The 12,380-nt window shown below is 55.8% G+C and carries 14 protein-coding genes; 7 read left to right on the top strand and 7 right to left on the bottom strand.

Annotation, left to right across the window (positions count from 1 at the left end):
* Positions 1-3: 3 nt before the first annotated feature.
* From AC2FPW_RS00235 to pcaQ, 7 genes are all read right to left on the bottom strand, one after another.
* Positions 4-834 (bottom strand): carbohydrate ABC transporter permease, encoded by an 831-nt coding sequence (locus tag AC2FPW_RS00235; RefSeq protein WP_209506825.1) that lies wholly within the window; start codon positions 832-834, stop codon positions 4-6.
* Between the two features lie 12 nt (positions 835-846).
* Positions 847-1,713, bottom strand: coding sequence for a carbohydrate ABC transporter permease (locus AC2FPW_RS00230; protein WP_496812187.1), 867 nt, complete (start codon positions 1,711-1,713; stop codon positions 847-849).
* A gap of 106 nt (positions 1,714-1,819) precedes the next feature.
* Positions 1,820-3,124, bottom strand: a complete 1,305-nt coding sequence (locus AC2FPW_RS00225; protein ID WP_496812186.1) for an ABC transporter substrate-binding protein — start codon at positions 3,122-3,124, stop codon at positions 1,820-1,822.
* Between the two features lie 93 nt (positions 3,125-3,217).
* On the bottom strand, positions 3,218-4,243 hold the full coding sequence (locus AC2FPW_RS00220) for a LacI family DNA-binding transcriptional regulator (protein WP_480774344.1): 1,026 nt from the start codon (positions 4,241-4,243) through the stop codon (positions 3,218-3,220).
* A 62-nt stretch (positions 4,244-4,305) separates the two neighbouring features.
* On the bottom strand, positions 4,306-4,431 hold the full coding sequence (locus AC2FPW_RS00215; protein ID WP_496812185.1) for a hypothetical protein: 126 nt from the start codon (positions 4,429-4,431) through the stop codon (positions 4,306-4,308).
* An 8-nt stretch (positions 4,432-4,439) separates the two neighbouring features.
* Positions 4,440-5,147 (bottom strand): class II aldolase/adducin family protein, encoded by a 708-nt coding sequence (locus tag AC2FPW_RS00210; RefSeq protein WP_496812184.1) that lies wholly within the window; start codon positions 5,145-5,147, stop codon positions 4,440-4,442.
* Positions 5,148-5,191: 44 nt separating this feature from the next.
* Entirely contained in the window at positions 5,192-6,133 is a 942-nt protein-coding gene (pcaQ, locus tag AC2FPW_RS00205; protein ID WP_496812183.1) for a pca operon transcription factor PcaQ, read from the bottom strand.
* A gap of 97 nt (positions 6,134-6,230) precedes the next feature.
* Between pcaQ and pobA the strand changes: the two genes are divergently transcribed.
* The 7 genes from pobA to AC2FPW_RS00170 all read left to right on the top strand — a co-directional run bounded on the left by pobA (position 6,231) and on the right by AC2FPW_RS00170 (position 11,957).
* Positions 6,231-7,400, top strand: coding sequence for a 4-hydroxybenzoate 3-monooxygenase (gene pobA / locus AC2FPW_RS00200; RefSeq protein WP_496812182.1), 1,170 nt, complete (start codon positions 6,231-6,233; stop codon positions 7,398-7,400).
* Positions 7,400-8,188 (top strand): 3-oxoadipate enol-lactonase, encoded by a 789-nt coding sequence (pcaD, locus tag AC2FPW_RS00195; RefSeq protein ID WP_496812181.1) that lies wholly within the window; start codon positions 7,400-7,402, stop codon positions 8,186-8,188. The genes pobA and pcaD overlap by 1 nt, the downstream gene beginning before the upstream one ends.
* Positions 8,181-8,558, top strand: coding sequence for a 4-carboxymuconolactone decarboxylase (pcaC, locus tag AC2FPW_RS00190; protein ID WP_496812180.1), 378 nt, complete (start codon positions 8,181-8,183; stop codon positions 8,556-8,558). The genes pcaD and pcaC overlap by 8 nt, the downstream gene beginning before the upstream one ends.
* Before the next feature lie 52 nt (positions 8,559-8,610).
* Complete coding sequence (gene pcaH, locus AC2FPW_RS00185; RefSeq protein WP_496812179.1) at positions 8,611-9,339, top strand: protocatechuate 3,4-dioxygenase subunit beta; 729 nt, start codon at positions 8,611-8,613, stop codon at positions 9,337-9,339.
* A 2-nt stretch (positions 9,340-9,341) separates the two neighbouring features.
* Positions 9,342-9,959: a protocatechuate 3,4-dioxygenase subunit alpha gene (gene pcaG, locus AC2FPW_RS00180; protein WP_480488799.1), complete on the top strand. Its 618-nt coding sequence runs from the start codon at positions 9,342-9,344 to the stop codon at positions 9,957-9,959.
* A 48-nt stretch (positions 9,960-10,007) separates the two neighbouring features.
* Positions 10,008-10,829: a 3-oxoadipate:acetyl-CoA acetyltransferase gene (locus tag AC2FPW_RS00175; RefSeq protein ID WP_496812178.1), complete on the top strand. Its 822-nt coding sequence runs from the start codon at positions 10,008-10,010 to the stop codon at positions 10,827-10,829.
* A 66-nt stretch (positions 10,830-10,895) separates the two neighbouring features.
* Positions 10,896-11,957, top strand: coding sequence for a 3-carboxy-cis,cis-muconate cycloisomerase (locus AC2FPW_RS00170; RefSeq protein WP_496812177.1), 1,062 nt, complete (start codon positions 10,896-10,898; stop codon positions 11,955-11,957).
* The last annotated feature ends 423 nt before the right edge of the window (positions 11,958-12,380 follow it).

Raw genomic sequence — 12,380 nt, 5'->3', positions numbered from 1 at the left:
TCCTTATTTCACAGCGCCAAAAGTCAGGCCGCGGACAAGTTGTTTCTGGCTAAACCAGCCAAGGATCAGGATCGGTGCAATGGCCATTGTCGAAGCCGCGCTGAGCTTGGCAAAGAATAGGCCCTCGGGGCTGGAATAGCTGGCGATAAATGCGGTCAGCGGGGCCGCGTCAACGGCTGTCAGGTTGAGGGTCCAGAATGCCTCGTTCCAGGCAAGAATGAAGTTCAGCAAAACAGTCGAAGCGATGCCCGGTACAGCCATGGGTGTCAGGATGTGCAGGATTTCCTCTTTCAGCGTTGCCCCGTCCATCCGCGCGGCTTCAAGGATTTCACCCGGAATTTCGCGAAAGTAGGTGTAGAGCATCCAGACGATGATCGGCAAGTTGATCAGCATCAACACGACAACCAGTCCACCTCGTGTATCAAGCAGCCCCAGACGGATGAACAGCAGGTAGATCGGGTAAAGGACACCGACCGCCGGCAACATCTTAGTCGAGAGCATCCAAAGCAAAATGTCCTTTGTACGTTTCGAAGGAACAAACGCCATTGCCCATGCTGCCGGTACGGCAATGATCACACCCAACAGGGTTGACCCGCCTGCGATGATGACCGAGTTCCAAAGGAAACGCATGTAGTTCGAGCGTTCCTGCACGACAGCATAGTTCTCAAGCGTCCAGTCGAAGTTCAGGAACAGTGGCGGGCTTGCGATGGCCTGTGCTTCGGTTTTGAAGCTGGTCAGGATGGTCCAGAGGATCGGGAAAAAGATCAGCAGACCGACGGCCCAGGCCAGGGCAGTGTTCAGCGACTTGCGTTGGATTGTGACGGTGCGGGCCATGGTTTTACCTCCTCACGCGTCCAGGTTCTTGCCGACGATGCGCATCAGGAAGACCGCAACGATATTGGCGAGAATGATGGCATAGACACCTCCGGCTGATCCGAGACCCACATTCTGGCTTTCCAACACGCGCTGGAAGATCAGGTAGGTGAGTGTACGGGTGCCGAATGCCCCGCCGGTGGTGACGAAAATCTCGGCAAAGATCGAAAGCAGAAAGATTGTCTGGATCAGGATTACGATTGTGATTGCACGGCTCAGGTGCGGCAGAATGATGTGGTAGAACCGCTTGAGCGGCGGTGCGCCATCCATTTCAGCAGCTTCCAGTTGCTCACTATCCAGCGACTGGATTGCGGTCAAAAGGATCAGTGTCGCAAATGGCAACCATTGCCACGACACGATCATGACAATCGAGGTCATTGAAGCTTCGGACAACCACGAGACCGGTTCAGCCCCGAAAAAGCGCCACAGATGGGCCAGCAACCCGTTGACCGGGTCCATGAACATGTTTTTCCAGACCAGAGCTGACACAGTCGGCATAACAAAGAATGGTGCAATAACGAGGATGCGCACCACCCCCTGGCCCCACATCGGTTGATCCAGAAGCATGGCGAGCAGGATGCCCAGTAGGACCGTAATCGCCAACACGCCGATAACAATGACAAGCGTTGCCTGTACCGCAGGCCAAAACGAACTGGACGAAACAAATCGGATATAGTTGTCGAAACCCACCCATCCGAGATCTCCGCCCCGCAAGGGAAGGTATTTCTTGAAGGAAAAATACAGGGTCATCGTCAGCGGCACGAGCATCCAGCCAAGCAGCAGCACCACTGCGGGTGCCATCATCAGGCGTGCAACTGATCTGGAATGTTGAGTTGCCATTGTGCAAGACCTCTCTGTTCAGGCGTAAGGCAGCCTGCGAGAAAAACACGAATTGTGGAAGTGGGAGCAGGGGACAGAAGGTCTGCCCCCCGCTGGGAAGGTTGCCTCAGTACCCTGCGGCTTCCATCTCTTCTGCTGTGAAGGCCTGCGCTTTGGCAAGCGCCTCATCCACTGTTTGCTGCCCGGCATAAACGGCCGAGAATTCCTGACTTACCTGTGTGGCAATCCCTGCAAATTCCGGAATGGCCACGAACTGTACACCGGTATAGGGCGTCGGCTGCACACAGCAATTCTGCGGGTCAGCCATCAGGATCGATTCCAGAGTCATTTTTGCGAATGGAACTTCCTTATAGTTGTCATTCTCGTAAAGCGAGGTCCGCGCGCCCGGAGGCACATTGGCCCAACCTTCGTTTTCAGCCACCAGCTCGATGTAGTCTTTCGAGGTTGCCCATTCGATGAACTGCTTGGCTGCATCTTCTTGCTGAGTTCCCGCCGGGATCGCCAGCGCCCAAGCCCAAAGCCAATTGGCGCGCTTGTCGACGCCTTCCGAATTTGGTGCAAGTGCGAAGCCAACCTTGTCAGCTACGGTTGAGTCGTCCGGATTTGTCACAAAAGATGCGGCGACGGTGGCGTCAATCCACATACCGCACTTGCCTTGCTGGAACAAAGACAGGTTCTCGTTGAAACCGTTAGTGGCGTAGCCAGCTGGGCCGGATTCACTCATCATGTCGACGAAGAACGACAGCGCCTCTTTCCACTCGGGCTGATCGAACTGCGGCTTCCAGTTTTCATCGAACCAGCGCGCACCGAAAGAATTGCCGGTCACGGTGATAAAGGCACCACCTTCACCCCAACCTGCCTTGCCACGCAGGCAGATGCCGTTGATGTCGTTGTCACGATCGGTCATGGCAGCCGCAGCTTCACGGATGAATTGCCATGTAGGTGCTTCGGGCATTTCCAGACCGGCCTTTTCCATCAGGTCGGTGCGGTACATGATCATCGAGCTTTCGCCATAAAACGGCGCGGCGTAAAGCGTGCCATCATGGCTCAACCCGCCTGCCATCGCAGGTAGCAGATCACCAACATCATATTCATCGGACAAACCGTCCAGCGGTACCAGCCAGCCGTTCGCGCCCCAGATCGGAGTTTCGTACATGCCGATGGTCATGATATCGAACTGACCGCCCTTGGTCGTGATGTCGGTGGTCACGCGCTGACGCAGTACGTTTTCTTCAAGCGTCACCCACTCGACATCGATGCCGGTCGCTTTAGAGAAATCGTCTGTGTAGCCCTGCATCCGGATCATGTCGCCATTGTTGACGGTCGCGATCGTGATGGTTTCCGCTTGGGCTGCTGCCGTAGCGACGAAAGTCAACGCAGTCGCCGCACGAAGTGCGTTCTTCAAATACATCCCTGTCCTCCCTGAGCTTGGATGCTGTACAGAGACCCTAGTTTATAAATTGTCGCGGCGTCAATAATAACTTTACGCGCGTTAAGTTTTAGTTCACGCGGATTCTCTCAAGACAAGCCGTGCCGGAAACAGAGTTTCCGTCCGATCGTCAAATTTTCCTCCGCTTTCAATGAGTTCAAACAAGGTATCCACACTGCGCCCAGCCACGTTGTCATAATCATGCGCAGCTGTTGTCAGCGATGGGCAGGTAAATTTTGCAAAGGGGTGGTCGTCATTTGATGCGACGCGGAGTGAGCAATCTTCCTTTCGCCCAACCCGAATCCCCTGCTCATAACAGGCTGCCAGAAATCCGATCGCAAGACGGTCATTGCTGCACAAAACTGAATTCGTCCTGAGAGCACCTTTCTCCAACACTCTCAATGCACCCTGATGCCCGATCTCTTCAAACGCCCAGCCTTCACCATCGATTTTTATGACATGGGGCTCGAACCCCAGACGTTCCATAACCTCAATATATGCCTTGCGTCGCTTGTTGGCGTTTGGGTTTGCTGGCGTGCGCATTTCAAAGAAAGACGGAGGTTCACCCGTCCGGGTCATGTATTCCACGGTTTGGGAAACAAAACTGAAATTGTCCGACCCTATAAAGGCTGCACCCAAACCTTCGAGGTTGCTGTCAAACAGAACTGTTGGCACCTCGGCGCAAAATTTCTCGATGTGAGCTCGGTCCGACCCGCGCCCCAAAGGAGCAAACAGTACTCCGGCCGGCTTGAGCGACCGCAGGCTGTCGAGTATTTCGTTCTCGAGTTCCTGCTCACCGTGCGAGCTGAAAAGAGATGGACGATACCCGGCCGCAATACAGCTCTGCTCAAGGTATCTGGCCATCTCGGCGAAAAATGGATCGGCAAGATAGGGAACAACGATACCGATATTCTTGGTCAGCTTTCGGTTCTGGTTCACCGCATAGATATTTGGACGGTAATCGAACTTTTCCAATGCTTCTTCGATACGCGCCCGCGTAGAGGAACGAACGCTTTCCGGGTCGTGGAAATATTTGGAAACCGTTGGCCGAGAAATCCCGCTCAGGGCCGCGAACTCCTCCATATTTCTTATTTTTACCATACCTACCCGCTTGCGGAACTCTTTTGCTATGACCTTACATTTTCTTTACGCGCGACAATAAATCAATAGGCAGCCGTATCCGCGCGAATGGCCAGATGCGTGACACCAACGCCGACAGGCGAAAACCGCCTGATCACGTCGCGACGTTTTGGACTTGAGCCCAATATACCGACCCCCAGCGCGGCCATCCTGGCGCTCACTTCTGTTCAGACGCATTTTGCTCGTGCGCAGTGCCTGCTGCGACGTCCTTGTAGTCGTCCTGAACGCCGTAAGAAGCGAAACCGGATAGCGTTTCGGAAATCTGTTCATCGGTCAGGATCACCGGACCGAGGGTCAGGGAAAGGTAATATTGACGGGCAATGGTTTCCAGCTCGACTGCGCGCCATATGGCCTTGTCCAGGTCCTCTCCCATGGCAATGGACCCATGATTTCCAAGCAGACAGGCGGTTCGACCTTGCAGCGCTTCGATCGCCAGCTCCGACAGCTCGGGCGTGCCAAAGCGCGCATAGGGTGCGCAGCGAACATTGGGACCGCCGAAGGCCGCGACCATGTAATGCGCTGCCGGGATTTCTTTGTGTGCAATCGCCAGCGCCGTGCAATAGGTCGGATGTGCATGGACCACCGCGCCCATATCGGGGCGGGTCTTTAGAATGTCGAAGTGAAACCGCCATTCGGTCGAAGGTTTGAGCGGGCCATCCCAGGTCCCATAGTCTCCATCAAATGGCATTGAAACGATCATCTCGGGGGTCAGCTTGTCATATGGCGTCGCCGAAGGTGTGATCAGCATCCGGTTCTCGTATCGGGCCGAGATATTGCCGGATGTGCCCTGGCTAAGACCACTGGAATTCAGAAAAAGGCATTTCTCGATAATCGCCTCACGGATTCTGTGTTCCTTGTCATCCATCTTGTGCTCCTGTCCTCGCGCCACCCCGGCAGAATGGACCAGCCTTAGTTATCAGAGGTCGCACCATCAGGCGACAAGCCCAACCTTGCAATTGCATTGTCCAAAGCCAACCCGAAAACCTGCGCCTGAGGTGACAGGACCTGATCAGGCCGACGCATCAGCCCAACGGGCCCGCGTGTGATCGACGTATCAAACGGCAGCGCCACAAGGTGGCCATCGCTGATTTCATTGGCGACCACCCCCGCCGAGATGATCCAGATCGCATCGGTCTGCCGGGTATACACCCGCCCGAAAGCACCCGAGACAGTTTCCAGACGATCTTCGATTTCACCAATCCCATGTGCGATCATGAGGCGATCCACCAAGGGCCGAATTGCCGATCCTTCAGGCGGGTAAAGCACTAGCCACTCGGTAATCCGCCTGAGATCGGGGGCTTTCAGCAGCGGGTGATCCGCGCGCACGACAAAGACGACCTTCTCCTCGTAAAGCTGGGTAAAGGAAATGCCCTGCATAGTTTCAGGGCGACCCAAACGCCCGATAACAAGCTCCAGATCTCCTAGACGAAGACGCTCCATCAAATGGCCATGTGGACCGTCGAAAACGCTCAGTCGGGCATTGCCCGCAAGTTCGGAAAACTCGGCGGCAACGGCTGGCATCAAACGGGCCGCAACCGAAGGCAGCACCCCGACCCGAAGGCTGGCCCTGCCCCGCGCCTCGATCTGTTCCACACCAGAAAAACCTTGCTGCAAAGCGGCCAGCGACATTTCGGCGAAATGCAGAAACACTTCACCCTGCCGCGTCAGAGAAACACCGGACCGGTTACGGGACAACAGCACAGTGCCCAGAATATCCTCAAGCTCCTTAAGTGTCTTGGATATCGCCGGTTGCGTGAGAAACAGCTTCTCTGCCGCAACTTTCAGGCTTTTCTCGCGACATATCTCAATAAAACATTGAATATGCCTAACTTTGATGCGGCGATCTATCATTACTTTCCAATTCCGGCAACTAAGTCCAAGCAGAACTCATTTTACATATCGAGATATGGCGTTCAATTATTAGATACGCGAAATCAGGAGAGCCAACATGCGCGTTCAGGTCGCGATCATCGGCGGTGGACCCTCAGGTCTTTTGCTCAGCCAGTTGTTGCACCGCAAGGGCATAGACACCATCGTGTTAGAGCGCAAAACCAGGGAATATGTTCTGGGCCGCATTCGCGCTGGCATTCTGGAAACCGGTTTTGTGGAACTGATGCGCGAAGCCGGTGTGGCAGAGCGGATGGACAAGGAATGCTTTGTCCATGACGGCACAGTGATCTCGTATGGCGATATCGAATTCGGCATCAACTTTAAAAAGCTGACAGGCAGTCATGTGGTTGTTTACGGACAAACTGAAGTAACCCGCGACCTGTATGATGCGCGCGAGGCAATGGGCGGTAAGATCGTTTTCAACGCCGATGATGTTCAGATTCACGGGGCTGACAGTGATGCACCCTATGTGACGTATCAAGCAGATGAGACCGGACACCGGATTGATTGCGATTTTGTCGCCGGTTGCGACGGATTTCATGGGGTGTCGCGTCAAACCATCCCGCTGACCGTGCGCCGGGAATATGAAAAGGTCTATCCGTTTGGCTGGCTGGGCGTTTTGTCCGAAACACCCCCGGTCCATAACGAACTGATATATGCCGGATCGGAACGCGGTTTTGCGCTTTGTTCCATGCGCAATGAGAACCTCAGCCGATACTACATTCAATGCTCGCTGTCTGACAGTGCCGATGACTGGACTGATCAAGCCTTCTGGCAGGAGCTGAAACGCAGGATCCCCGCGCAATATGCCGAGACACTGATTACCGGGCCATCGGTCGAAAAATCAATTGCGGCGCTGCGGTCTTTCGTGACCGAACCAATGCGCTGGGGCCGTTTGTTCCTGTGTGGGGATGCCGCGCATATCGTGCCCCCCACAGGGGCCAAGGGGCTTAACACGGCGGCAAGCGACATCCACTATCTGCACAACGCACTGCTGCAATTCTATGAAGACCGCGACAGCGAAGGCATCGACCGCTATTCCGAAAAAGCGCTGGCCCGGATCTGGAAGGCCGAGCGGTTCAGCTGGTCCACGACCAATCTGTTGCACCGTTTTCCGGAACAGAACGGCTTTGACCTGAAAATGCAGAAGGCTGACATTGATTTCCTGCGCGAAAACAAAGAGGCCCAATCTGTGTTTGCACAAAACTACGTCGGGCTGCCCTACTGATGCAGATTGCGGCGCTGGATAACATTCACCTGCATTGGCGTGAGGATGGCGATCCAGATGGCACGCCTGTGGTGTTTGCCAACTCGCTGGGAACTGACCTGCGCCTTTGGGACAAGGTTGTGCCCTTGCTGCCCAAGGGCCTGCGCCTGATCCGGTTCGATCTGCGTGGTCACGGCCTGTCGGAATGCCCTCAGGCGCTTTACAGCATGGCTGAGCTGGCGGATGACGCCGAGGCTTTGCTTGACCATATCGGGGTTCGCGACACGGTGTTTGTCGGCCTGTCGATTGGCGGCATGATCGGTCAGGCGCTGGCTTCGCGCAGACCGGACCAGATCCGCGCCCTTGTTCTGTCCAACACCGCCACGAAAATGGGGACGGCGCAGATGTGGCATGACCGGATGGGCGCGATCCGGTCGTCCGGCATCGAGCCTGTGGCAGACGCAATTCTGGACCGTTGGTTTGCGGCGGGTTTCAGGGCAACCGATAACGTGCTGCTTTGGCGCAACATGCTGGTACGTACACCTGTTTCTGGGTACCTGGGATGCTGCAACGCGATTGCAGATGCTGATCTTGAACCCATGACCCGGGCGCTGCGATTGCCGGTTCTGGCCATTGCCGGATCAGATGACCGCGCTTGCCCGCCCGAACTGGTCCGGCAGACCTGTGCTATGATCCCCGGGGCGCGCTATGCCGAAATACCCAACACCGGGCACCTGCCATGTGTGGAAGCCCCCGCCACCTATGCTGAACACTTGTCCGCCTTCCTGATGGAGAACCGCAATGAGTGACAAATACGAGTCCGGTATGCGAGTGCGGCGCAGAATTCTGGGCGATGCCCATGTGAATCGCGCCGAAGACGCCAAGTCTGATTTGGACGGTCCATTTCAGACGCTTATCACCGAAGGCGCGTGGGGCACCGTCTGGGCCTCGGACGGGATCAGCGACCGTGAGAGATCCATGCTGACGCTGGCTTTGCTGGCTGCGTTGGGCAATTTCGAAGAAATCCCGATGCACATCCGCGCCACAGCCCGTACCGGCGCCAGTAAGCAGGATGTGCTTGAAGCGTTTCAGCACGTCGCAATTTACGCGGGCGTGCCACGCGCCAATCAGGCCCTCAAACTGGCAAAACAGACCTATGATGAAATGGAACAGGGCTGAATGGGAAACGCGCAGAAACCCCAGTCAGAGAAAAAGGAAGTGTGATCCGACAATGTTGAAACAAGGTGAATTCTACCAGCGTGACCGCGAGTGGCACCCACCTGCGCTGACACCCGACTACAAGACCAGCGTGACCCGTTCACCGCAATATTCGCTGATCTCGCTGCAAAACTCGATCAGTGAGGTCACCGGCCCGGTTTTTGGCCACAACGATGTTGATCCTCTGGATAACGACCTGATCTCGAACTATGCGCAGCCCGGTGAAAGCCCGATTGGCGAGCGTATCATTCTGCACGGCAGGGTGCTGGATGAAAACGGACGTCCGGTGCCAAATACGTTGGTGGAAATCTGGCAGGCGAATGCGGGTGGGCGCTATCGACACAAGAAAGATACCTATCTGGCACCGATCGATCCCAATTTCGGTGGTTGCGGCCGCATCCTGACAGATGAAAACGGTTATTATTTCTTCCGCACCGTGAAACCCGGTGCCTACCCCTGGCGCAATTGGGTGAACAGCTGGCGTCCCGCCCATATCCACATGTCGATATTCGGAACAGGTTTTGCACAGCGCCTGATCACACAATGCTATTTCGAAGGTGACCCGTTGATCGACAGGTGCCCGATCGTGAAAACTATTCCTGACGCCGATGCGATCAGCCGCCTGATTTCGCGGCTCGATATGAATTCAACGATCCCTCTGGATACCATCGCCTATAAATTTGACGTGGTCTTGCGCGGTCGGCGCTCGACCCTGTTTGAAAACCGTTTGGAGGGGAACTGAAGATGCAACAGCTGAATTATCTGAAGGAAACCCCCTCGCAAACAGCCGGGCCTTACGTCCATATCGGTCTGGCACCCGGGGCTGCCGGATTTGAAATCTACAGGCAGGAATTGGGCTGGGACATAGCCGGACCAAATGCTGAGGGTGAGCGTATTCGGGTCGAAGGACTGGTCGTGGATGGGGCAGGATCTCCCATCAAGGATGTTCTGCTTGAAGCTTGGCAAGCAAATGCCAAGGGCGTCTATGCCCATCCTGAGGGCGGCGGCGATGTCGAAGACGGCTTTCGCGGCTGGGGACGCGTCATTACCAACTTTGAAACCGGCGAATGGGCGTTCGACACTGTCAAACCCGGTCCGACACCGGGGCGAAACGTGGGCCAGCAAGCACCTCATATAAACCTTTGGGTTGTTGCCCGGGGCATCAATGTCGGCCTGAATACGCGTATCTATTTCGAGGACGAGGAAGAGGCCAACAGCAAGGACCCGGTCCTTAATCTCATCGAATGGGAACGCCGCCGCGCAACGCTGCTGGCCAAACGCACCAATCGGGACGGTCAAGTTGTCTATCGCTTCGATATCAAGATACAAGGCGAAGATGAGACCGTCTTTTTTGATATCTGATTACTTGGTGCTGCCTTGCCAAGGCGGCACTTAATTCAGGAAGTCACCATGACCAAACCCTGCATCATTTGCGTGGCCATCACTGGTTCCCTGCCCACCAAAAAGAACAACCCCGCGGTGCCGATCTCGGTTGCTGAACAGGTCGAAAGCACGCAAGAGGCGTTCGAGGCTGGGGCCAGCATTGTCCACGCCCATGTTCGCAACGATGATCAGTCACCCAGCAGCGACCCCGAGAAATTCGCCCTCCTCAAAGAGGGTTTGCAAAAACACTGCCCCGGAATGATTATCCAGTTCTCTACCGGTGGGCGGTCAGGCGCCGGTCAGGCAAGGGGCGGAATGCTGCCCCTGTCACCTGACATGGCTTCGCTGTCTGTTGGGTCGAACAACTTTCCCACCCGGGTTTATGAAAATCCACCCGACCTGGTGGACTGGCTATCAGCCGAGATGCAAAAATACAAAGTTACACCCGAGATCGAGGCGTTTGACCTGTCCCACATCCTGCAAGCGATCAGATTGCACAAGGAAGGCAAGCTGTATGGCAAGCTGTATGTTCAATTTGTCATGGGTGTCAAAAACGCGATGCCGGTCGACAGGGCCGTGTTCGACTTCTACGTAAAATCCATGCAGGATCGCGCACCGGATGCCGAATGGTGTGCCGCCGGGATCGGTCCAAACCAGATTGTGGTAAATGAATGGGCCATTGCTGCGGGCGGACACACGCGGACAGGTTTGGAAGACAATGTCCGGCTGGATCGGAATACACTAGCGCCTTCGAACGCTGCGCTGGTCAATCGCGTGACCGAGCTATGCGCAAAGCACGAACGTCCGGTCGCCACCTGGCAACAGGCCCGCGAGATTTTGGCTCTTTGAGCGCAGGGAGGAATGGTGCCATGACGATTGATATCCGCTCGCTTCATTTCAAAGGCCACACATAAGATGGAACAGCTTTCCACTCATCCCTGGCTCAGCGGGTTGTTTGAGGACCCACAGACCTCAGAGTTGCTGGGTGCAGAGGCTCAGCTGAGACACATGCTGGCCGTCGAGGCCGCATATTCAGAGGCTTTGGCGGCGGTCGGCACCGTACCACAAGAGGTGGCGGAAACCGCGGCAAAACTCATCCGACAACACCGCCCCGACATGCAGGCGCTGCGCGACGGGACGGCATCGGATGGCGTGGTGGTGCCCGCGCTGGTGCGGTCGCTCAAAGCGGCATTGCCTGAACATTGCCACGTCGCGCTGCATAAAGGGATGACGTCGCAGGATGTTGTCGACACCGCTCTGGTTTTGTCAATCAGGGACATTCTGGAGGTGTTTTCGGCCCGTCTTTCAGACCTGATCGATGCGCTTGTGGCGTTGGAACAGGCATATGGCGAACACGTGATGATGGGGCGAACCCGAATGCAGGCGGCATTGCAGATTTCAGTTGCCACGCGCCTGCGAAACTGGCGGTTGCCATTGGCCGATCACCAGAAACGCCTGACCCAGTTGCAGCCCAGATTGCTTGTGCTGCAACTTGGCGGTGCCGTTGGGGATCGCACCGCGATGCACGGATCCGGACAGGTAATCGCAGATCATGTGGCCCGTGGGCTTGGCCTGGCCAGCTGCGATGCAAACTGGCATGCCCGCCGGGACAATCTTGCAGAATTTGCCTCATGGCTTTCATTGATAACCGGATCGTTGGGAAAGATCGGTCAGGACGTGTCGCTCATGGCCCAGCAGGGGGTGGACGAGGTTTCGCTGACAGGTGGCGGCGGTTCTTCGGCGATGCCTCACAAGCGCAACCCGGTCCGCGCGGAACTGCTGGTCGCACTTGCTCGTTTCAACGCAACCCAACTGTCGGGCATGCATCAGGCGCTGGTGCACGAGCAGGAACGTTCCGGCGTTGCCTGGACGCTGGAATGGATGATCCTGCCCCAGATGATCCTGACAACGGGGCAGGCTCTGATCAGCTGTGGTACGTTAGTGCAGCAGATCGAACGGATAGGCATGGTTGAGTGACTGCACGGGCCTCTGAGCCCGACGTTACTCAGGCGCGACGCTGACTTGGCGTCGCAGGTTCTGTCACTTGTTTCGCATCGTGTTTCCTCCGTTTTTCCAATCACAACGACGGGCCACTTCAGTAGCGAAGGATCAGTGACGGTGCGGGCAACCTATAGTCATCGAAGTCATCGAAGAACCGAGAACAGGCGGCGTTCCTGATCAAGGTGATGGCCGAGGATCGCCCTGACGATCTGTCGCTGGCCTATTTCACGGCCAAGGAAGTCAGCCTACGTTGGATGGAACATATCGGAATTTCGTTGAAGCGGATATCAGGACAGTTGCCATTTTGGAGTACCGGAGTATGTCAGATGTCGCCGACAATATTGATGCGGCCCACGCGTTATGCAAGCGACGCAATCCCGTCACTCCACACAGCTTTTT

Source organism: Ruegeria sp. SATB027, from assembly GCF_059613825.1.
This window is presented reverse-complemented; position numbering and strand designations above follow the sequence as displayed.